The organism is Pseudomonas reactans (genome assembly GCF_013387025.1).
In the GTDB taxonomy this organism is placed as follows: Bacteria; Pseudomonadota; Gammaproteobacteria; order Pseudomonadales; family Pseudomonadaceae; genus Aquipseudomonas; species Aquipseudomonas reactans.
This window is the reverse complement of sequence record NZ_JACAQP010000001.1, coordinates 22,768-44,092: the sequence shown is the minus strand read 5'-3', so window position 1 is coordinate 44,092 and position 21,325 is coordinate 22,768. Positions and strand designations below refer to the sequence as shown.

The window sequence follows — 21,325 nt, the reverse complement described above, 5'->3', positions numbered from 1 at the left end:
AGGAGGCATCATGTCGTGTATCGCCGTTACCCCGCACCGTGCGCAGTTGGGCGAGGGGCCGTTCTGGGACGCGCCGACCCAGGCGCTGTACTGGGTGAATATCGCCGGTAAACAGGCGCTGCGCCTGATGGGTGGGCAGTTGCAGGTGTGGCAATTGCCCGAGCATGTCTCGGCGTTCATCCCGTGTGAAAGCGGCGATGCCTTGGTGACCTTGAGCAGCGGCGTGTATCGCCTCGACCTTGCCACCGAAGCCCTGACCCTGCTGTGCGTCGCGGACCCGCAACCGGGCAACCGTGGCAATGAAGCGCGCTGCGATGCCCAAGGCCGTCTATGGCTAGGCACCATGCAGAACAACATCGGCGAGCAGGGCGAAGACCTGCCCATCACCCGACGCTCCGGCGGCCTGTTTCGTATCGATGCTGATGCGCAGGTCACGCCGTTGCTCAGTGGCTTGGGCATTCCGAATACCTTGCTGTGGAGCGACGACGGCCGCCATGTGCACTTTGGCGACAGCCTGGACGGCACGCTGTATCGCCATTCGATCCAGCCAAGCGGCGAACTCGACCCCGCCCACGTATGGTTCGGCCCCCATGAGCGCGGCGGGCCGGACGGTTCGGCGATGGACGCAGAAGGTTACATTTGGAATGCCCGTTGGGACGGCAGTTGCCTGCTGCGGATAGCCCCAGATGGCCAGGTGGATCGCACCATCGAATTGCCCATCAGCCGACCTACCAGTTGCGTATTTGGCGGGCCCAACCTCACCACGCTGTATATCACCAGTGCTGCCAGCCCCTTGGATCATCCGTTGGACGGTGCCGTGTTGGCGATGGAGGTGGATGTACCCGGAAAATCTTGTACTCGTTTCGCCGGATAACCCTTGTAGGAGCGAGCTTGCTCGCGAAAAACGCCAACGATAACGCGGGCATCCGGGATGAACGCGGCGCTCTCAGGCTTCTCGCGAGCAAGCTCGCTCCTACAGGAAGCGTTTTTTACGTTTGTCTAAAAACAACAACAAGGAGTCACCCGTATGAATCGTCGTCGTGGTTTGCGTTCCCTGTGCTGCGCCGCTGTGGCGGTCTCGGCCATGAGCTTGAGCGGGCTGTTGCTGGCCGCTGAAGAAGTGAAGATCGGTTTCCTGGTCAAGCAGGCCGAGGAGCCGTGGTTCCAGACCGAGTGGGCCTTTGCCGAGAAAGCCGGCAAGGAACATGGCTTCACCGTGATCAAGATCGCCGTGCCCGACGGTGAGAAAACCCTCTCGGCCATCGACAGCCTGGCCGCCAACGGCGCCAAGGGCTTTGTGATCTGCCCGCCGGACGTGTCCCTCGGCCCGGCCATCGTCGCCAAAGCCAAGGCCAACGGCTTGAAAGTCATCGCGGTGGATGACCGCTTCGTCGACGCCAAAGGCAACTTCATGGAAGACGTGCCGTACCTGGGCATGGCCGCCTTTGAAGTGGGTCAGAAGCAGGGCGCCGCCATGGCCGCTGAAGCGAAAAAACGCGGCTGGGACTGGAAGGACACCTATGCGGTGATCAATACCTTCAACGAGCTCGACACCGGTAAGAAGCGCACCGATGGCTCGGTCAAATCGCTGGAAGAAGCCGGCATTCCCAAGGATCACATCTTGTTCACGGCGGCCAAGACCCTGGATGTCCCAGGCTCCATGGACGCGACGAACTCGGCCCTGGTGAAACTGCCCAGCGGCGCGAAAAACCTGATCATCGGCGGCATGAACGACAACACCGTGCTCGGCGGCGTACGCGCGACTGAAAGCGCCGGCTTCAAGGCGGCCAACGTGATCGGCATCGGCATCAATGGCACCGACGCCATCGGCGAATTGAAAAAGCCGAGCAGCGGCTTCTTCGGCTCGATGCTGCCAAGCCCGCACATCGAGGGCTACAACACCGCGCTGATGATGTACGAGTGGGTCACAAAGGGCACCGAGCCGCCGAAGTACACGGCCATGGACGAAGTGACCCTGATCACCCGTGAAAACTTCCAGGCCGAGCTGACCAAGATCGGGCTGTGGCAATGACCGCTGCCGCCTTGCGATTTGACGGCATCGGCAAAACCTTTCCCGGGGTCAAGGCGCTGGATGGCATCAGCTTCAGCGCCCACCCTGGGCAGGTGCACGCGTTGATGGGCGAGAACGGCGCGGGCAAGTCGACGCTGCTGAAGATCCTCGGCGGCGCCTACATTCCCAACAGCGGCACGCTGCAGATCGGCGAGCAGGTCATGGCCTTCAAGAACGCCGCTGACAGCATTGCCAGCGGCGTGGCGGTGATCCATCAGGAACTGCACCTGGTGCCGGAAATGAGCGTGGCCGAGAACCTGTTTCTCGGGCATTTGCCGTCGCGCTTTGGTGTGGTCAACCGGGGGCTGCTGCGAGAGCAGGCCCTTGCTTGCCTGAAGGGCCTGGCGGATGAAATCGATCCTGCCGAGAAGCTCGGGCGTCTTTCCCTGGGCCAGCGCCAACTGGTGGAAATCGCCAAGGCGCTGTCCCGTGGTGCCCATGTGATTGCGTTTGATGAGCCCACCAGCAGCTTGTCGGCGCGCGAGATCGACCGCTTGATGGCGATCATCGCGCGCCTGCGCGATGAGGGCAAAGTGGTGCTCTACGTGTCGCACCGCATGGAGGAAGTGTTCCGCATCTGCAATGCAGTGACCGTGTTCAAGGACGGCCGCTACGTGCGCACCTTCGAGGACATGAGCACGCTGACCCATGACCAATTGGTGACGTGCATGGTCGGCCGCGATATCCAGGACATCTACGACTACCGCCCGCGTGAGCACGGCGAGGTGGCGCTCAAGGTCGACGGCCTGTTGGGGCCTGGCCTGCGTGAGCCGATCAGTTTCAACGTGCGCAAGGGCGAGATTCTTGGGCTGTTCGGGCTGGTCGGGGCGGGGCGCACGGAGCTGTTCCGCCTGCTCAGCGGCCTGGAGCGGGCCAGCGCCGGGCAACTGCAACTCTGCGGCGAGCCGCTGCATCTGCAGTCACCACGGGATGCTATCGCCGCCGGCGTGCTGTTGTGCCCGGAAGACCGCAAGAAGGAGGGCATCATTGCGCTGTCCAGCGTCGCCGAGAACATCAATATCAGCGCGCGGGGCGCCCATTCCAGGTTTGGGTGGCTGCTGCGCAACAGTTGGGAGAAGGGCAACGCCGACCAGCAGATCAAGGCGATGAAGGTCAAGACGCCCAACGCCGAACAGAAAATCATGTACCTCTCCGGCGGGAACCAGCAAAAAGCCATTCTCGGCCGCTGGCTGTCGATGCCGATGAAAGTGTTGCTGTTGGACGAGCCCACCCGTGGCATCGATATCGGCGCCAAGGCCGAGATCTACAAGATCATCCATAACCTCGCTGCTCAGGGCATTGCGGTGATCGTGGTGTCCAGCGACCTCATGGAAGTGATGGGCATCAGCGACCGCATCCTGGTGCTGTGCGAAGGCGCGCTGCGCGGCGAACAAACCCGCGAGCACGCAACTGAATCCAACCTGCTGCAACTGGCCTTGCCGCGCAGCCTGGCGAACTGAGAGACAATTATGACCCCTCAACACAACGTGCTGCCCACCTCGCGCAAGCCCTTGGACCTGCGCGCATTGCTGGACAACTGGGCGATGCTGCTGGCTGCCGTGAGCATCTTTTTGCTGTGCGCCTTGCTGATCGACAACTTCCTTTCACCGTTGAACATGCGCGGGCTGGGCCTGGCGATTTCCACCGTGGGCATCGCCGCCTGCACCATGCTGTTTTGCCTGGCGTCGGGGCACTTCGACCTGTCGGTGGGCTCGGTCATCGCCTGCGCCGGCGTGGTGGCGGCGATTGTGATGCGCGACACCGACAGCGTCATGCTCGGCATTGGCGCCGCGTTGCTGATGGGCCTGATGGTGGGGCTGATCAACGGCATCGTGATCGCCAAGCTGCGGGTCAATGCGCTGATTACCACGCTGGCGACCATGCAGATCGTGCGTGGCCTGGCGTACATCTTTGCCAACGGCAAGGCGGTGGGCGTGTCCCAGGATCAGTTTTTTGTCTTCGGTAACGGGCAGTTGTTTGGCGTGCCGGTGCCAATCCTGATCACCATTTTGTGCTTCCTGTTCTTCGGCTGGCTGCTCAACTACACCACCTACGGGCGCAATACCATGGCCATTGGCGGCAACCCGGAAGCGGCGTTGCTGGCGGGCGTGAATGTGGACCGCACCAAGATCCTGATCTTTGCCGTGCACGGGGTGATCGGGGCGTTGGCTGGGGTGATCTTGGCGTCGCGTATGACCTCCGGCCAGCCGATGATTGGCCAGGGCTTTGAGCTGACGGTGATTTCGGCGTGCGTGCTGGGTGGGGTGTCGTTGAGTGGCGGGGTAGGGATGATCCGCCATGTGATCGCCGGGGTGCTGATTTTGGCGATCATCGAGAATGCGATGAACCTGAAGAACATCGACACGTTTTATCAGTACGTGATCCGGGGCTCGATCCTGCTCCTGGCCGTGGTCATCGATCGCATGAAACAACGCTGAACCCTTGCCATGTGAAGATCCAAATGTGGGAGCTGGCTTGCCTGCGATAGCGGTGGGTCAGTCCAGGATTTATCGGCTGGCTCACCGCTATCGCAGGCAAGCCAGCTCCCACAGGTTTAATCGGTGGAGAATTTGAAGACGGTGTTCTGGGTGTAGGTCTGCCCTGGGTTCAGGCGGGTCGAGGCAAAGTTAGGCTGATTAGGCGCATCCGGAAAATGCTGGGTCTCCAACGTAAACCCGCTCCAGTGCTGATAGGTCTTCCCAGCCTTGCCCTTCACCGACCCGTCCAGGAAGTTGCTGGTATAAAACTGCACCCCAGGCTCCGTGGTGAACAACTGCAAGCGCCGCCCCGACTCAGGATCATGCACCTCGGCCGCAAGCTGTTTCACATCACCTTTGTTATCCAGCGCCCAGTTGAAGTCAAACCCACCCTGTTTCGGCTCGGCAAACTTGAGCTGCGGGTGATCGTCCTTGATGTGCTGGCCGATCGGCGTGGGTTTCAGGAAGTCCATCGGCGTGTCCTTGACAGGTGCCAGTTCGCCGGTAGGGATCAAGGTGGCATTCACCGGCGTGTAATGGCTGGCGTGCAAGGTTGCGATTTGCTTGAGAATGTCGCCATTGCCCGCGCCCGCCAGGTTGAAGTAGCTGTGGTTGGTGAGGTTGAGCACCGTGGGTTTGTCGGTGGTGGCCTTGTAGTCGATGTGCAGTTCATTGTTGTCGTTGAGGCGGTAGGTGACTTCGGTCTTCAGGTTGCCGGGGAAGCCCATTTCACCGTCCTTGGACAGGTAGGTGAGGGTCACGCCCACCGAGTCCTTGGCCTTGACGGGCGTGGCTTTCCATACGTGTTTGTCGAAGCCCTGGGCGCCGCCGTGCAGCGAATTGGGGCCGTCGTTGAGCGGCACCTGGTAGCGTTTGCCGTCGAGCTCAAAGGCGCCGCCGGCCAGGCGATTGCCGAAGCGCCCGATGGTCGCGCCGAAGAATGCAGTGCCGCTTTGATAGCCCTGCACGTCGTCGAAGCCCAGCACCACGTCCTCGACCTTGCCGTGTTTGTCCGGCACCTTGAGCGACTGCAGCACGCCGCCATAGGTGATCACCGTGGCTTGCATGCCGTGGCTGTTGCGCAGGATGTACTGTTCGACGGCGGTGCCGTCGTTGGTTTTACCGAAGGGTTTGTGTTCGCTGGTGAGGCCTGCGGCCTGGGTGCCGCCGCTGGCGATCAGCATGGACATCGCCAGGCCCGACAGCAGGTATCGAGGGTGCTTCATGATCGAACTTCCTTTTGTTGTTTTGAGTGGAATAGTTCTACTAATGTGCGATATTTTGTCGATAGAGCAGCGAATTTATAGCCTTTAACGCCATTTTTGCAAAATAAAATAAGACTAATTAAGCGAGGCAAGCTTTCATGACGACCCAGCACGCTGTTTACCCCGACCTCGAAGGCAAGACGGTCCTGATCTCTGGAGGCGCCTCGGGCATTGGCGAATTCATGGTGCGCGCCTTCGCCGCCCAGGGTGCCAAGGTCGGCTTTGTCGACCGCGCGCAAAGCCAGGGCGAACGCCTGGCAGCGTTGCTGAGTTCGCGCGGGCACACGGTGGAATTCGTGAACTGCGACATCACCGACGAGATCGCCTACAAGGCCGCCATCACACGCTTCGAACACTCCCTGGGACCGATCACGGTGCTGGTGAACAACGCCGCCAATGACGTGCGTCACAGCTTGGACGAAGTCGACTCGGAAATGTTCGACCGGCTGATCTCCGTCAACCTCAAGCACGCCTTTTTTGCCGCCAAGGCCGTGGTGCCGATGATGAAAAGCGCGGGCGGCGGGGCGATCATCAACCTAGGCTCCGTCGGCTGGATGATGGCGTCCGCCGGCTACCCGGTGTACGCCGCCAGCAAAGCCGCCGCCCACGGCATGACCCGCGCCCTGGCCCGGGAGCTGGGGCCGAGCCAGATCCGCGTGAATACGCTGGTGCCGGGTTGGGTGATGACGGAAAAACAACTGGCGATGTGGGTCGACGATGCGGCCAAGGAATTGATCAGTCGCAGCCAGTGCCTGCCGGGCAGCGTGCTGCCGGAACACATCGCGAATATGGCGTTGTTTCTTGCCTCCGATGCCTCGGCGATGTGTTCGGCGCAGAACTTTATTGTGGATGGCGGTTGGGTGTAGGTCCGCTTACTCGATCGGGTATTTCTTGAAGGCAGGATGCTGTTCCAGCCGCTCGGCGTGGCGTCTCAGGTTGGGAAACGCATCCGCCTTGACCACCGACGCCACAGTGAATTGGCTGAACGACCAGGCCACCGCCGCTGTAATCGACGCCTGGGTCAGCACCTCACTGTCAGGCAGTTGTTTTTCCAGCAGCGAATAAGCAGCGAGCAACTGCCCGCTGACCCGGTCAAGCCACGGCGCATGCTGCTTTTCAGCCGGGCGCAAGTTGTGCTCGTAGACAATCTGCACGCTTTTTTCGCAAGCTGCCAAGGCCAGGCCAAGGATGTGCAGGTCCCGGGCGCGTGCGGCGGGTTGCTGCGCGAGCAGCTTTTTGTTCGCCGGGGCCAGGGTTTCCAGGTAGTCCAGGATCAGGCTGGAGTCCATCAGCACCGTGCCATCGTCCAGCACCAGGGTCGGAGCCTTCACGACCGGGTTGATCTGGGCGAACGCGTCGAAGCTGCGGAATACCGACAGCGGTTCATGCACAAAATCCACCCCGTACAGGTCCAGGGAAATCGCCACGCGTCTTACGTAAGGCGAGTCCAGCATGCCGATCAGTTTCATGAAGCCTCCATTGCTTACCACGTGATGGGCTCAAGAGAGTAAGGGCTCAGGATCGGCCTGCGCAATGGCCCGCCGTAATTGCTGATAGGCGACCACCAGTTGTTCCAGGTTGAACGCCAGGTTGCGTCCACTGGGATTAGGCAACACCCACACCGAAGCACCGCCGAGCCGCTGCGGTTGCAACCCCCAGCCAATCTTGCGCTGGCCCGACAACGCGCTGTAACCGGCCTTGCCGAGAAAGGCCACGAAGCGTGGCTGATAGCGTCGGATCTTCTGTTCAAACGCCGCGGCGGCATCCGTGAACTCATGCCGGGCCAACTCGCCGGCGCTGGCTGTAGGCCGTTCCACGACCGTGGTCAGGCCGCAGCCATAGTGCGCCAGTGTGGGGCCGTCCTCGGGACGTAGCTCATGGGGCGTGAAACCGGCCAGGTGCAAGGTGCGCCAGAAACGGTTGCTGCGATTGGCGAAGTGCAGGCCCAGGGCGGCGGAGCCTTTGCCGGGGTTGATGCCGCAGAACACCACATTCAGGTGATCGGCCAGGATGTCTTCGAGGCGGTCGTTCATGTCGGCTCTACCTGCAAGTGGCTCAGCAACCACGCCGTGAAACTGCGCGCCAGCGGGTCGTGCTCGCTGTCGCGATGAGTCAGCAGCGCCCAGCTCGGCCCGCGAATCGTCGCGTCGACCAGCGGCGTAAGCAACCCGTCTTCTTGCGCCTGGCGGCTCAGTAACTGGCTGACCAAGCCAATTCCCAGGCCGGTACACACGGCGTCGAGCAACAGGCCGGGGTCGGAGAAATTCAGGCCCTGGTCCTGCTGCCCCACATCAATCCCGGCCTCCACCGCCCAATGGCTCCAGTCCATTTCCCGTTCGCCGTGCAGGGTGGTGCGTTGTGCCAGGGGCAGCTTCAACAGCCGTGGGTGGCAGGCGGGAAACAGCCGGTCGGCGTGCAGCACCTTGAAGCTGCATTCGGCCTGGGAGCTGATGTCGTCGCGCACGGCCAGGTCGATGGTCTGGCTGGCCATGTCGGGCACTTCGTTGGTGCTGAAGATCCACAGGTCGACTTCCGGGTGTTGCCGGCGGAAATCCGCGAGCCGTGGCAACAGCCAGTGCCGGGCAAAGGTCGGCGTGGTGTTGAGCACCAGTTGATTGGGCTTGCGGTATTGCCCCAGGCGCCGCAAGCCCACCGCCAGTTGCTGCAGCAACGCCTGGGTGGTGCTGAGGAAGTCATGCCCCGCGTCGGTCAGGGCCACGCTGCGGCCGCTGCGAAAAAACAGCGGCTGTTCCAGGTACGCCTCCAGGCTGCGGATCTGCTGGCTGATCGCCGATTGGGTCAGGTGCAGTTCTTCGGCGGCCTTGTGGAAACTGCCCAGTCGCGCCGCAGCTTCAAAGCCGCGCAGGGTGCCGAGGGGCGGCCAGTGGTTGAGCATGCTGATAAGTTCCTCTAATCAGTTTTCTACAAAATCCATCGTTTGTCCGGCTTTGCAAGCCGCCATAGCATGTGTGCCAAGACTCCGTGGGCAGTTTTCACTGAACACAATGACTTAACTGAAGGGTACTTGTCATGCAGCAGAATGCAATGCAAAGCAATGGTTGGTGGATGCCTGCGGAGTGGGCCCGGCATGCGGCGACGTGGATGGTCTGGCCGCACAATCGGGCCTTGTGGGAAACCACGTGGGGCGTGACCCTGGCGCACGTGCAGCAGGATTTTGCGCGGGTAGCCAATGCGATCGCACGCTTCGAGCCGGTGAAAATGCTGGTTGATCCGTCTGCCGTGGCGGGCGCCAAGGCGCTGTGCGGGCCGGGCATCGAGCTGATCGAACAGGCCGTCAACGACAGCTGGTGCCGCGATTCCGGCCCGACCTTTGTCTGCCATCCGCAGCTGGGCACGGCCGGTGTGAGCTGGCGCTTCAATGCCTGGGGCGGCAAGTCGGCCCATGATCTGGACGAAAGCCTGGCACGTCGGGTGCTCAATCACCTGGGGCTGGAATGTTTCGGCACGCCCCTGAGCAATGAAGGCGGCGCGATCCATGTGGACGGCGAGGGCACGCTGATCACCACCGAATCGGTGCTGCTCAACCCCAACCGCAACCCCGGCGTGAGCAAGGCCGAGATGGAAGCCATCTTCACGCGCCTGCTGGGTATCAAGAAGACCATTTGGTTGCCCGGCGACCCGGACTACGTCACGGGCGACATGACTGACGGCCATGTTGATGGCGTCTGCGCATTTGCCCGCCCTGGGGTGTTGCTGGTCGATGCGACTCACGATCAACGTTCTGTTTACGCCGAAGTCGTACGGGAAAACCGCCGCGCCCTGGAGCTTTCCACCGACGCCCAAGGCCGCCGTTTCGAGCTGATCGAGCTGTATGAAGCCACGGATGCGGTCGACACCGACGCCGAGGTGTTCTGCGCCTCCTACACCAACTTCTACATTGCCAACGGCGCAATCATCATGCCGGCCTATGGCATTGCGGCGGATCAGATCGCGGCCGAAGTCCTGGCCCGGGCATTCCCCGGTCGCGAGATCGTACCGGTGCAGATCAACCATCTGGCCCATGGCGGCGGCGGCGTGCACTGCATTACCCAGCAACAGCCAGCCTGGGTGAAGCCATGAGTAATCTGACGATTGCCACCACCCAAATGCCCTGCACCTGGGACCTGCCTGGCAACCTCGACCGTGCTGAGCAGCTGGTGCGAGACGCGGCGAAGCAGGGCGCCCAGGTGATCCTGTTGCAGGAGCTGTTCGCCACGCCGTATTTCTGCATCGAGCAGCACCATAAGCACTTGGCGCTGGCCGAGGAATATCAACACAGCACTGTGCTCAACCGCTTCGCCGCACTGGCCAAGGAGTTGGGCGTGGTATTGCCGCTGAGTTGGTTCGAAAAGGCCGGCAACGCATTCTTCAATTCCCTCAGCGTGGCGGATGCCGACGGGCGCTTGCTCGGCGTGTACCGCAAGACCCATATCCCGAATGCCATCGGCTATCAGGAGAAGGAATATTTCAGCCCCGGCGACACAGGTTTTCGCGTCTGGGAGACGGCCTTCGGGCGCTTGGGCGTGGGCATCTGCTGGGACCAGTGGTTCCCGGAGACCGCGCGCTGCCTGGCGTTGCAAGGTGCCGAAGTGCTGCTGTTCCCCACCGCCATCGGCTCGGAACCCGGCTGTGCCACGCTCGACTCACGGGACCATTGGCAGATGACCATGCGTGGTCACGCGGCGGCGAACCTGTTGCCGGTGGTGGCGGCCAATCGCGTCGGACGTGAAGTGGCGACCACCGACCCGAGTCTGCAAATGGACTTCTACGGCTCATCGTTCATCTGCGACCACAAGGGCAAGCTGCTGGCCGAAGCGGATCGCGACGCCACTGGCGTGCTGCTGCGCAGCCTCGACCTGTCCGCCATGCGCGAAGACCGCCTGACCTGGGGCATCTATCGCGACCGTCGCCCGGAGATGTACAGCGGCCTGCTGACCCTGGATGGGCGTCCATCATGAAGCGGCTATTGATTTGTGCGCTGATCATGACGAGTGTCTACGCCTCGGCAGAGGACAAAACCCTCAAGCTCTACAACTGGGCTGACTATTTCGCCGCCGACACCCTGTCCAAATTCACCGCCGAGACCGGTATCCGGGTGATCTACGACGTGATGGATGGCAGTGAAACCCTGGAAGCCAAGTTGATGGCCGGCGGCAGCGGCTACGACCTGATCTTCCCCGGCGATACTGTGGCCGAACGCCTGATGCGCGCCGGCAGCCTGCAAGCACTGGACTCCGCCAAGCTCGACGCCATGAGCGACATCGAGCCGGGCCTGCAGAAACTGCGCACCCATTACGTCAACTCGAACAAAGCCACGGTGCCCTATACCTGGGGCACCATCGGCCTGACCTACAACACCCAGCAGATCCAGCAACGCATGCCGAATGCGCCGGTCAACAGCCTCGACCTGCTGTTCAAGCCGGAGAACGCGGCCAAATTCGCCGATTGCGGCATCTCGCTGATCGACTCTCCGGACGAAGTCCTAGCCGTGGTGCTCAACTACCTGGGCCGCGACCCGCGCAGCGCCAAGCGTGAAGACTTGGCGGCGGCCAGTGAACTGCTGCTCAAGGTGCGGCCGTACATCCGCAAGTTCCAGTCGCAACCAGTGACCGACCTGGTCAATGGCAACCTGTGCCTGTCCCTCGGCTACAGCGGCGACATGACCCAGGCCCAACGCGCCGCCGATGCCGCCGGCAAAGCGGTGACCTTCGGCTATCACATCCCCCGTGAAGGCACCACGGTGTGGATGGACACCATGGCCATCCCGGTCGACGCCCAACACCCGGAATACGCCTACGCTTTCATCAACTTCGTGATGCGCCCGCAAAACATGGCGGCCATCACCAACCTCACCGGCTACCCCACCGCGAATGCCAAGGCGCGGCCGGACGTGGAGGCGAGTATGCGCGATAACCCGGACATCTACCCCGACGCGGCCACCTTCGAACGGTTGATTGCCGGCAAGGACATCTCCCAGGCCGATATGCGCGCACGGATGCGTGTATGGACTAAATTCAAGACAGCTACTGTGAAGTGAGTATTTCATGCCAACCCGTCGCACCTTCATCAAACAAGCCAGTGTGGTCTGCGCCATGACCTTGATCGCCCCGCACCTGCGCGCCGTCGCGAGCGGTCGCTTCTACATGCCCGACGAGGGCGAAAAACACCGCCAGGCCTTTATTGCCTTTGGTGCCCAGGACGCCATCTGGGAAGACTTCACCGCCGATGTACAAGCCGCCCTCGGCCGTATCGCCAGGGCGATTGCGGATTACGAGCCGGTCACCGTGTTCTGCCGTGAAGACGAACGCCATCTTGCTGAAAAACACTGTGGCACCCGCAACATCACCTTCGTGGAAACCGCGCTGGATGACATCTGGATGCGTGACACCGGCGCCAATTTCGTCATCGACGGCAGCGGCGGCTTGGGCGCGGTGGACTTCAACTTCAATGGCTGGGGCAACAAACAGCAGCACGACGATGATGCGCTACTGGCGGCCCAGATCGCCGAGGAAACCGGCGCCCGGCCTATCCGCAGCGAACTGGTGGGCGAGGGCGGCGGGATTGAGGTTGACGGCCTGGGCACCGGCATCATGACCGAAAGCAGCTGGATCAACCGCAATCGCAACCCGGACTGGAGCAAGGCCGAGGTCGAGGCCGAACTCAAGGAACGCCTGGGCCTGCGCAAGATCATCTGGCTGCCGGGCATCAAGGGCAAAGACATCACCGATGCCCATGTCGATTTCTACGCGCGTTTCGTCGCGCCTGGCGTGGTGCTGGCCAACCTCGATACCGACCCTGAATCCTATGATCACAAGGTCACCCTGGCGCACCTGGAAATCCTCAAAAAGGCTACTGATGCTGACGGCCGGCCTTTACAGGTGCACACGGTGTCGCCGCCGCTCAACCCGCGTAAAAGCAAGTTCAGCAAGGGCAATCCGGATTTCGCGGCGGGCTACATCAATTACTTCGTGATAAACGGTGCGGTGATCGCCCCGGAGTTCGGCGACCCGGTGGCGGACCGCAAGGCGCTGGACCTGCTGGCCCGGCTCTACCCGGACCGTAAGGTGGTCGCACTGAATATCGATGCGATTGCAGCGGGGGGCGGTGGCATTCACTGTGTGACGAGTCATCAACCTTTGGTTTAGTCTGGGATCGCAAACGCCTCTGGAGCCGTCAGCATGACCGATTATGTACCCCCGAACGTGTGGACCTGGGACACCGAAAATGGCGGCACCTTCGCCAGCATCAATCGCCCGATTGCCGGTGCGACCCATGACAAGGAACTGCCGGTAGGCAAGCACCCGCTGCAGCTGTATTCCCTGGCCACGCCTAATGGCCAGAAAGTCACGATCCTGCTGGAGGAGTTGCTGGCGCTGGGTCATAGCGGTGCGGAATATGACGCCTGGCTGATCAAGATCGGCGACGGCGACCAGTTCGGCAGCGGCTTTGTAGGGGTGAACCCCAACTCGAAGATCCCGGCTCTGCTGGACCGCAGCGGCGCCACGCCGATTCGGGTGTTCGAGTCGGGCGCGATCCTGCAGTACCTGGCCGAGAAGTTCGGCGCGTTCTTCCCCACCGAGCCTGCGGCCCGTGCCGAATGCCTGTCGTGGCTGTTCTGGCAGATGGGCAGCGCGCCGTACCTGGGCGGTGGCTTCGGGCATTTTTATGCCTATGCGCCGAGCAAGATGGAGTACGCGATCAACCGCTTCGCCATGGAAACCAAACGTCAGCTAGACGTACTCGACCAGCGCCTGGCGGTGAGCGAATACATTGCGGGTGATGAATACACCATCGCCGACATCGCGATCTGGCCGTGGTATGGCGGGTTGGTCAAAGGCCGTTTGTATGGCGCGGCGCAGTTTTTGTCGGTGCATGAGTACAAACACGTGTTGCGCTGGGCAGACGCCATCGAAGCGCGGCCAGCGGTGCAGCGCGGGCGGCGGGTGAATCGGGTGTCCGGTGAGCCTCATGAGCAATTGGCCGAGCGGCATGACGCCAGCGACTTGGACTAAAAAGGTGGGAGCTGGCTTGCCTGCGATAGCGGTCTGACAGGCAATGTGTCGCTGGCTGGCCCACCGCTATCGCAGGCAAGCCAGCTCCCACATTGGGAACGTTGTGTGTCTGTCTACTTGTAGCGCTGCTCAAACACCGCCACCTGCTCCGGCTTGATCAGTTCAAACGGCACCCACACCTCCGGCTCAATCGCCTCGCCCTTGATCATTAGCACCGCCGCCTGCACTGCCTGGGTTGCCTGGGCTTTCGGGTCCTGGAACACCGACGCCGTCAGCAACCCCCGCTTGATCGCCGCCAGCCCATCGGGCAAGCCATCGATACCCACAATCGCCACGTCACCCTTGGTTTTTCCCGCCTGCTGCAAAGCCATGGCCGCGCCAATCGCCATTTCATCGTTATTGGCCACGATGGCATCGAACTGCGTGCCCGCCAGCAGCCAGTTGCTGGTCAGGTCCATGCCCTTGCTGCGTTGCCATTCGGCGCTTTGCTGCTCGACCACCTTGATTCCGGGAAAGTCCTTGAGCACCTGTTTGGCGCCCTCGGTGCGGTCATGGGTGGCGTTCTGTGCAAGGTCGCCCATGATGATCGCCACATTGCCCTTGCCGCCGAGTTTTTCCGCCAAGTAGCGCATCTGCAATTGCCCGGCCTCGATGTCGTTGGAAGCCACGGTGACCACGCCCTTGGGCAAGGTGCGCTCGTCCGGATGGCGGTTGACGTATACCAGCGGCGTCTTGGCCGCCACGGCGGCGCGGGTCATGTTGGCGGTGGCGGCGGTGTCCACCGGCAGCACGATCACCGCGTCGACCTTCTGGTTGAGAAAGCCCTCGACCTGATTAAGCTGGCGAACCACGTCGCCCTGGGCGTCTTCGAACTGGATCTGCACATCCTGCTGCTGGGCGGCCGCTTCCAGGCCGGTGCGCACGTAGGTCATGAAGTTGTCGTCGACCCGGGCAATGCTCACGCCGATGCGATAAGCCGCGAAGGTCCATTGGCTGAACAGCAGCAACAAGGTGGCAGCAAACAACGAATAGCGATTCATAAGGGTGATCCTTTTATTGTTATAGGGTGAACGCCTGGCGGAAACGCGCCAGGGCCAACTCGCTGTCGCCGCTGGCCCAGCCTTCCAGGCCGACCACGCCGCTGTAGCCCATGGCGTGCAAGGCCCTGGCAATGGCCGGATAGTGGATTTCACCGGTGCCGGGCTCCTTGCGTCCCGGCACGTCGGCCACCTGGATTTCACCGATAGCGCTGCCCGCGCGCTGGATCAGTTCGATCAGGTTTCCTTCGCCGATCTGCGCGTGGTACAGGTCCAAATTCATCTTCAGGTACGGGCTGCCCACGGCCTCGATCAGCGCCAGGGTATCGTCGGCGCGGGCGAAGGGCGTGCCGGGGTGGTCAACTTCTGTGTTGAGGTTTTCCAGCAGGAACACCCGGCCGGCGTCTTCCCCCAAGCGGGCGATTTTTTCCAGGGTCTTGCAGGCACTCAGCCACATGCGGCCGGTGGTCTGGCTCACGGGCTGCACGGGCAGGCCGCCGTCACCCAGGCCGGTGCCGTGCAGGTTGAGGCTGGGGCAATTCAATTGCTCGGCCACCCCTAAGGATTCGCGGGCGCTGTCGAGCAGTTGGCGGATGCCGTCGGGGTCGGTGAGGGTGCCGCTGATGTAGCCGGTCATGGAGGTGAAGTCGGCACCAGTAGCGGCCAGTGCGGCGATGTCCTTGTTTGTCCAGTTCCAGATTTCGGCACTGAAGCCCAGCGCATGAATACGCTTCACGCGTTCGATGAAGGGCAGGTCGAGAAACACCATCTCCGCGCTGACGGCCAGCTTGATGGGGCTCATACGGCCACCGCCTTGCCGGTTTCGAACGACTCGATGCAGGCGCGGGCAATCGCCAATGCCGCGCGCGCGTCTTCACCGCTGGCCAGGGGTTTGGCGCCGCTGCGCAGGCAGTCGACGAAGTGGTTGAGCTCGGCGATATAGGCGTCGCGCAACAGGTCGGTGTCCAGCCGCTGGGTGTCGGCCTGGATGCCCTGGGCCAGGTAGCGCACCAGGTCGCAATCGTTGAGGCTGCCCATGCTCAGCATGCCGGCGCTGCCGAACACTTCGCCGCGCACGTCGTAGCCATACACAGCCTGGAAGTTGGCCTCGGCGGTGGCAATGGCGCCGTTGTTGAAGCGGATCGCGACCACGGCAGTGTCGAGGAAGCCTTTGCTTTTGTATTCGGGCGCGATCAATGCGTCGGCCATCACGTAGACCTGCACCGCCTCGGCGCCAGGGTTGAGGTAGCGCAGGGTGTCGAAGTCGTGGATCAGGGTTTCCAGGAAGATCACCCATTGCGGCGACTTGGCCGGGTTGTTCAGTGCCGGGTCGCGGGTCAGCGAGCGCAGCAGCTGCGGGGTGCCGATGCGGCCGGCGGCGACGTCGAGGTGCGCGGTGCGAAAGCTTTTGGCGAAGCGCCGGTTGAACCCGACTTGCAGCGGCACTCGCGCATCGGCCGCGGCAGCGATGGCGCGGTCGGCTTCATCGAGGGTGATGGCCATGGGTTTTTCGCAGAAGATGCCCTTGCCGGCGCGGGCGGCGCTGATCACCAGCTCTGCGTGGCTGCGGGCGGGGGCGGCGATCAGCACGCCGTCGATGTCCGGGTCGTCGAGCAACTGCTGCGGGTCGGTGTAGACCTTGCTCACGCCTAGTTCAGCGGCGAGGCGGGCGGCCTGGCCTGGCGTCGGGTCCGCAATCGCTGCCAGGCTGGCGCCGGGGATATGCCGCGCGGCGGTCAGGCCGTGGAAGCTGCCCATGCGGCCGGCACCGATCAAGCCCAGGCGGATGTTCTGTGTACTCATGAAATAACCCCTTGTTGTTATTGGCCGCAGGACGATCCTGATGGCAAAGGGGTCAGAGCAAGGCGTGTGCCATTTTTTAACGTGTTGATAAATAACGATTAATAATTATGTATAAACAAAAAGTGTTCATTTTGATGACATGCCTATACTGACATGTCAAAAACATGAACATGGATACCGCCCAATGAGCATGGCGTTCAGCGTGCAAGACCTCGACTACCTCACGGCCCTGGGGCCTGCCGCGCTGAATGATGGCCCGGTCGCTGCACTGGAACAGGCCTGGCGCGACTGCCTGGCCGGCCAGGTCGAACGCCCGACGCACGTGCGCCAAGTGATCTGGGATTCTTGGCGGCGCAGCGTCCAGGCCGGTATCGACCCGGCCGACAACGCGTACCGCTTCGTCGCCGCCGACACGCTGGCGGCCACCCAGGCCGCACACCGGGTGCTGATCGAGGCCGCCGCGCAGGTCATGCATGGCTTGCTGGCCTACAACCCGCGCGGTCATATCAACCTCACCGATGCCGACGGCACCACTCTGTATTTCTGTGGGCTGGACATCACCCCCGTGGGCAGTCGCCTGCTGGAATCGGTGCAAGGCACCAACTGCACCGGCTTGGCGCTGGCCGAGGATCACCTGGTGTACGTGCTGGCCGAGGAGAACTTCGGCATCGGCCTGCGCCAGCGCCGCATGCATTGCGCCGCCGCGCCGATCAAGAATGCCCAGGGCCAGACCGTGGCCATGCTGACGCTGACCGCCGAGCCCGGCTGGTTTCACTTCCATACCCTCGGCACGGTGCAGGCCGCGGCCGACGCGGTATCGCGGCAGATGGCCCTGCAAGGGCTGCTGGAAGAACAGCAGACGGTCCTCGAAGTGCTCAACGAAGGCCTGGTGGTGCTGGACGAGCGCGGCTGCATCAAGGCGCTCAACCGCTATGCCCGGCAGCTGTTTGGCGTCGGGCTGGAGCTGATCGGGCGGCCTTTCCAGCAACTGGGCCGTAGCGAACTGAACGACGTCCTTGGCGAACCCGTGCGCGACCTCGACTGCACCTTCCACCTGCACAACCGCAGCCAACTCGCCTGCCTGGTCTCGGTGTGCCCGCTGGAGCAGGGCGGGGTGATCGTGTCACTGCGCGAGAACCGCCGCATCCGCGAAATCACCCGGCGACTCATCGGCACCCAGGCCAGCTACACCTTCGACACCATCCAGGGCAGTTCGCGGGCGATCCAGGACGCGCTGCATTTGGGGCGCATCGCCAGCCGCAGTGATTCCACCACCCTGATCCTTGGCGAAAGCGGCACCGGCAAGGAGCTGTTCGCCCAGGCCATCCACAATGGCAGCGAGCGCTGCAACGGCCCGTTTGTGGCGGTCAACTGCGGCGCGATTCCACGGGACCTGGTGCAAAGCGAGCTGTTCGGCCACGTCGAAGGCGCGTTCACTGGTGCCAGCCGTGGCGGCTCTGCGGGCAAGTTCGAACTGGCGGATGGCGGCACCATCTTTCTCGATGAGATTGGCGACATGTCCTTCGATGCCCAGGTCAGCCTGCTGCGGGTGTTGCAGGAGGGTGAAATCACCCGCGTGGGCGCGAAAAGCTCGCGGCAAGTCAACGTGCGTATCATCGCCGCCACCCACCGCAACCTCAGCCAGGCGGTCGCGGAAGGCGCGTTTCGCGAAGACCTCTACTACCGCCTCAACGTGCTGAACCTGACCGTGCCGCCGCTGCGCATGCGCCGTGAAGACATTGCGCTGCTGGCGCGGCACTTTCTCGCCCGCTGCGCGCGCTCGTTGCGTAAATCGGTGCAGGGCTTTTCGCCGGAGGCGATGGCGCTGCTGTCAGCCTATGGCTGGCCGGGCAATGTGCGCGAGCTGGAGAACAGCATCGAACGGGCGACCAACCTGGCGATGGGAGCGCTGATCGAACCGGTGGATCTGCCTTTGGAAAGCCGCCAACGCACCCCGCTGCGCGCCCACGAAGCGCCGCCTGCCCAGGACCTGAGCAGCCACGAAATGCACGCCATCGTCGCCGCGCTCAACAGCACCGGAGGTAACATCCGTCTGGCTGCGCGGCAGCTCAACGTGTCGCGGGGTGGGCTGTACAACAAGATGAGTCGGTTTGGCTTGAATGCCGGGGATTTCCGTCGCAACTGAGAGTCAAGAACCCCCTTCGGCGAGCAGGCTTGTTGTGGCGAGCGGGCTTGCCCCGCGTTGGGCTGCGAAGCGGCCCCAATAAGATCACCGCATTTGTTCAGATAAACTGAGGCGCCTGGTTTTAGGGCCGCTTCGCGCCCCAACGCGGGGCAAGCCCGCTCGCCACAAAAGAAGGCGGCACGTTCAGATGCCCCTATTTTCGGACGTCACAATCTGCGGCGGCACATACACCCGCTGTCGCACAGGATCGAACCCCTCTGCACTCTGCAACTCCACCATCAACCGCACCAACGCCGTCGCTGTCTGCCCCGGCTGCGAATCCATCACCACGTCGATCAACCCCTGGCCCAGCGCCTGACGTGACAGCGCGGTCGACTCCTGCAGGATGCAACACAACGCCGGCCGCTTGGGCAACTGCGCCAAGGCGCTGATGATGCCGTCGCCACCGCCGCCCACCACGCATAATCCGCGCAGGTCGCTGTGGCGGCTGATCAGGTCGAGGGTGGCTTCTTCGGTGATGTCGCAGTTGTCCAGGTTGATCAGCGGTTCCAACGGTTTGAGCCCCGGCGCGTGCTCGGCCAGGTAGCTGTGCAGGCCTTCGACCCGTGCCTGGTGGCCGAGGAAACGGTGGCCGCCGAGCAGGATGCCCACGCTGCCTTTGCGAGCGCCGCAGGTGCGGGCGAGCAGCCAGCCCATGGTGCGGCCGACCACATGGTTGTCCTGGCCGACGTAGGGTTCTTCGGCCTGTTCGTGGATATCCGAGAGCAGGGCCACCACGGGCACACCGGCTTCGCGGATTTGCTTGAGGCAGGCGTTGATCAGCGGATGGGCAAAGCTGACCACCGCGAGGCCATCGCATTGCACGGCCAGTTGTTCGATCTGCGCGACGATGGCGGCGGGCGTGCGATCGACGATGTACTCGAACTGGCAGGTCAGGTTGGCACCGGCATGTTGCTCGGCGGCGGCGCTGATAGCTTGCGCCAGGCTGGTATAGAACGCCTGGGCGGTGGCCAGCAACAGGATGCCGAAACGATAGGTTGGCCGGCGTTCGCGAATGCGCTGGCCGATCAACCGCGCCGCGAAATACCCCACGGCTTCGGCCGCCTGGAACACCTGCTCGGCGGTCTCGGGATTGACCGGCGCACGTGCGTTCAACACGCGGTCGACGGTGGCCACGCTGAGCCCCGCCTGGGCGGCGACGGTGGCGATGGTTGGGCGTTTATTGTTGTTCATGACAGGCCCCTTTGAGCGTCTTGATAGAAAACTATCAAGCCCCGCTGGGCCTGGATGATAGCTTGATAGGGAATGGATTCAAGGCCTTGAGGGTGATTTAGGCGTTCTCTATCGTGGGTTTCACACAGCACCTGAAACCACCCGCTTGCGGAGAACAATAACAATGCCTGAACACACCGCTCACACCGCCCGGCGCGATTACAGCCTCACCGGCCCCGAAGCCGCACGCGCGGCTGAAAAGGGCCTGGTCTCGGCCAGTTGGTACCAGTCGCCCATCTCGCGCAAACGCATGAAAGAACTGATGCAGCGCCGCGACGGCCCGGCCTTGCTCGACACCGCCATCTGGCTGATCGCGCTGTTGGCCACCGGTTTCGGCGGCTACTGGTTCTGGGGCACCTGGGCCTGTGTGCCGTTCTTCCTCGTCTACGGCGTGCTGTACGGCACTGCGTCCAACCCACGTTGGCACGAAACCGGCCATGGCACGGCGTTCAAGACGCGGTGGATGAACGACGGGCTGTATCAGGTCGCCAGCTTCATGTGCATCTTCGAACCCCACGTGTGGCGCTGGAGCCATGCCCGTCACCACACCGACACCATCGTGGTCGGCCGCGACCCGGAGATCGTCGAGCCGCGTCCGCCAAGCTTTTTGATGATGTTCTTGAGCCTGTTCAACCTGCCCCTGGCCTGGAAAACCTTCAGCGGTGTGGCGCGGCATGCCATTGGCAAGATGAGCGCCCAGGAAGCCGACTTCATCCCCGAATCCGAATGGCCCAAGGTGTTTCGCGCGGCACGGATCTGGGTCGGTATTTATGCGGTGGTGATTGGCACCGCGTTGTACCTGCACAGCTGGCTGCCGCTGATGCTGATTGGTCTGCCGAGCCTCTACGGTGCCTGGCTCGGCTATATCTTCGGCCTAACCCAGCACGTCGGCCTGGCCGAAGACGTGCTGGACCACCGCAGCAACTGCCGCACCATCTACATGAACCGCGTGCTGCGCTTTATCTACATGGACATGAACTACCACCTCGAACACCACATGTACCCGATGGTGCCGTACCACGCCCTTGCGCAACTGCACGAAGAGATCCGCAGCGACTGCCCGCCGCCGTACGCCAACCTGTTCGAGGCGTACAAGGAAATCCTGCCGACGATCTGGAGGCAGCGCAGCGATCCGACCTACTTCATCCAGCGTCCGATCCACACTAAAGCCGAACCGGCCGCCCATGCCCCGGTGCATGCAGAAATGGCTGCTGGCTGAATTCCCCCCTAGAACAAGAGAAA

The 21,325-nt window shown here is 62.5% G+C and carries 20 protein-coding genes; 12 read left to right on the top strand and 8 right to left on the bottom strand.

From position 1 onward, the window contains the following. Positions 1 to 10 precede the first annotated feature (10 nt). The 4 genes from HX793_RS00235 to araH all read left to right on the top strand — a co-directional run bounded on the left by HX793_RS00235 (position 11) and on the right by araH (position 4,509). Positions 11 to 874 (top strand): SMP-30/gluconolactonase/LRE family protein, encoded by an 864-nt coding sequence (locus HX793_RS00235; protein ID WP_177095367.1) that lies wholly within the window; start codon positions 11 to 13, stop codon positions 872 to 874. A 153-nt stretch (positions 875 to 1,027) separates the two neighbouring features. Further along, on the top strand, positions 1,028 to 2,032 hold the full coding sequence (locus HX793_RS00230; protein WP_016976497.1) for a substrate-binding domain-containing protein: 1,005 nt from the start codon (positions 1,028 to 1,030) through the stop codon (positions 2,030 to 2,032). Then, on the top strand, positions 2,029 to 3,531 hold the full coding sequence (araG, locus tag HX793_RS00225) for an L-arabinose ABC transporter ATP-binding protein AraG (protein WP_177095365.1): 1,503 nt from the start codon (positions 2,029 to 2,031) through the stop codon (positions 3,529 to 3,531). Before HX793_RS00230 ends, araG begins: the two co-directional genes overlap by 4 nt. A gap of 9 nt (positions 3,532 to 3,540) precedes the next feature. Beyond that, positions 3,541 to 4,509, top strand: a complete 969-nt coding sequence (araH, locus tag HX793_RS00220; protein WP_177095363.1) for an L-arabinose ABC transporter permease AraH — start codon at positions 3,541 to 3,543, stop codon at positions 4,507 to 4,509. Positions 4,510 to 4,625: 116 nt separating this feature from the next. Here araH and HX793_RS00215 read toward each other — a convergent pair whose 3' ends face one another. Continuing rightward, entirely contained in the window at positions 4,626 to 5,774 is a 1,149-nt protein-coding gene (locus HX793_RS00215; protein WP_177095361.1) for an aldose epimerase family protein, read from the bottom strand. Positions 5,775 to 5,911: 137 nt separating this feature from the next. Between HX793_RS00215 and HX793_RS00210 the strand changes: the two genes are divergently transcribed. Continuing rightward, positions 5,912 to 6,679: an SDR family NAD(P)-dependent oxidoreductase gene (locus HX793_RS00210; protein ID WP_177095359.1), complete on the top strand. Its 768-nt coding sequence runs from the start codon at positions 5,912 to 5,914 to the stop codon at positions 6,677 to 6,679. A 6-nt stretch (positions 6,680 to 6,685) separates the two neighbouring features. Here the strand turns inward: HX793_RS00210 and HX793_RS00205 are convergent, their stop codons facing one another. From HX793_RS00205 to HX793_RS00195, 3 genes are read right to left on the bottom strand one after another with little or no spacing between them, the layout of a single operon-like run. Further along, positions 6,686 to 7,282 carry a glutathione S-transferase gene (locus tag HX793_RS00205; protein WP_016980149.1) on the bottom strand — a complete coding sequence of 199 codons (597 nt, stop codon included), beginning with the start codon at positions 7,280 to 7,282 and terminating at the stop codon, positions 6,686 to 6,688. 30 nt (positions 7,283 to 7,312) lie between these two features. Beyond that, a complete protein-coding gene (gene mug / locus HX793_RS00200; protein ID WP_177095358.1) occupies positions 7,313 to 7,846 on the bottom strand; it encodes a G/U mismatch-specific DNA glycosylase in 534 nt (177 codons plus the stop codon). After that, entirely contained in the window at positions 7,843 to 8,709 is an 867-nt protein-coding gene (locus HX793_RS00195) for a LysR substrate-binding domain-containing protein (protein WP_177095357.1), read from the bottom strand. Before HX793_RS00195 ends, mug begins: the two co-directional genes overlap by 4 nt. Positions 8,710 to 8,843: 134 nt before the next feature. Here HX793_RS00195 and HX793_RS00190 point away from each other — a divergent pair, with 134 nt between their 5' ends. From HX793_RS00190 to yghU, 5 genes are read left to right on the top strand one after another with little or no spacing between them, the layout of a single operon-like run. After that, positions 8,844 to 9,893 (top strand): agmatine deiminase family protein, encoded by a 1,050-nt coding sequence (locus tag HX793_RS00190; RefSeq protein ID WP_177095354.1) that lies wholly within the window; start codon positions 8,844 to 8,846, stop codon positions 9,891 to 9,893. Beyond that, entirely contained in the window at positions 9,890 to 10,771 is an 882-nt protein-coding gene (gene aguB, locus HX793_RS00185; protein WP_177095352.1) for an N-carbamoylputrescine amidase, read from the top strand. The genes HX793_RS00190 and aguB overlap by 4 nt, the downstream gene beginning before the upstream one ends. Continuing rightward, positions 10,768 to 11,850 carry an extracellular solute-binding protein gene (locus HX793_RS00180; protein ID WP_177095350.1) on the top strand — a complete coding sequence of 361 codons (1,083 nt, stop codon included), beginning with the start codon at positions 10,768 to 10,770 and terminating at the stop codon, positions 11,848 to 11,850. The genes aguB and HX793_RS00180 overlap by 4 nt, the downstream gene beginning before the upstream one ends. A gap of 7 nt (positions 11,851 to 11,857) precedes the next feature. After that, a complete protein-coding gene (locus HX793_RS00175) occupies positions 11,858 to 12,958 on the top strand; it encodes an agmatine deiminase family protein (RefSeq protein WP_177095348.1) in 1,101 nt (366 codons plus the stop codon). A gap of 33 nt (positions 12,959 to 12,991) precedes the next feature. Continuing rightward, the gene (gene yghU / locus HX793_RS00170; protein ID WP_177050541.1) at positions 12,992 to 13,825 is read left to right on the top strand and encodes a glutathione-dependent disulfide-bond oxidoreductase; all 834 of its coding nucleotides are present in this window, start codon (positions 12,992 to 12,994) and stop codon (positions 13,823 to 13,825) included. A 113-nt stretch (positions 13,826 to 13,938) separates the two neighbouring features. On the opposite strand, the gene HX793_RS00165 is transcribed toward yghU, so the two are convergent. From HX793_RS00165 to HX793_RS00155, 3 genes are read right to left on the bottom strand one after another with little or no spacing between them, the layout of a single operon-like run. After that, positions 13,939 to 14,865 carry a sugar ABC transporter substrate-binding protein gene (locus tag HX793_RS00165; RefSeq protein ID WP_177060860.1) on the bottom strand — a complete coding sequence of 309 codons (927 nt, stop codon included), beginning with the start codon at positions 14,863 to 14,865 and terminating at the stop codon, positions 13,939 to 13,941. Between the two features lie 19 nt (positions 14,866 to 14,884). Then, positions 14,885 to 15,664, bottom strand: a complete 780-nt coding sequence (locus HX793_RS00160) for a TIM barrel protein (RefSeq protein ID WP_177095346.1) — start codon at positions 15,662 to 15,664, stop codon at positions 14,885 to 14,887. After that, entirely contained in the window at positions 15,661 to 16,665 is a 1,005-nt protein-coding gene (locus HX793_RS00155; protein WP_177095344.1) for a Gfo/Idh/MocA family oxidoreductase, read from the bottom strand. The genes HX793_RS00160 and HX793_RS00155 overlap by 4 nt, the downstream gene beginning before the upstream one ends. A 184-nt stretch (positions 16,666 to 16,849) precedes the next feature. Between HX793_RS00155 and HX793_RS00150 the strand changes: the two genes are divergently transcribed. Beyond that, the gene (locus HX793_RS00150) at positions 16,850 to 18,811 is read left to right on the top strand and encodes a sigma-54 interaction domain-containing protein (RefSeq protein WP_177050538.1); all 1,962 of its coding nucleotides are present in this window, start codon (positions 16,850 to 16,852) and stop codon (positions 18,809 to 18,811) included. A 183-nt stretch (positions 18,812 to 18,994) separates the two neighbouring features. Here HX793_RS00150 and HX793_RS00145 read toward each other — a convergent pair whose 3' ends face one another. Further along, positions 18,995 to 20,044: a LacI family DNA-binding transcriptional regulator gene (locus HX793_RS00145; RefSeq protein WP_177060867.1), complete on the bottom strand. Its 1,050-nt coding sequence runs from the start codon at positions 20,042 to 20,044 to the stop codon at positions 18,995 to 18,997. A gap of 163 nt (positions 20,045 to 20,207) precedes the next feature. Between HX793_RS00145 and HX793_RS00140 the strand changes: the two genes are divergently transcribed. After that, entirely contained in the window at positions 20,208 to 21,302 is a 1,095-nt protein-coding gene (locus tag HX793_RS00140; RefSeq protein WP_177095342.1) for a fatty acid desaturase family protein, read from the top strand. Positions 21,303 to 21,325: the final 23 nt, after the last annotated feature.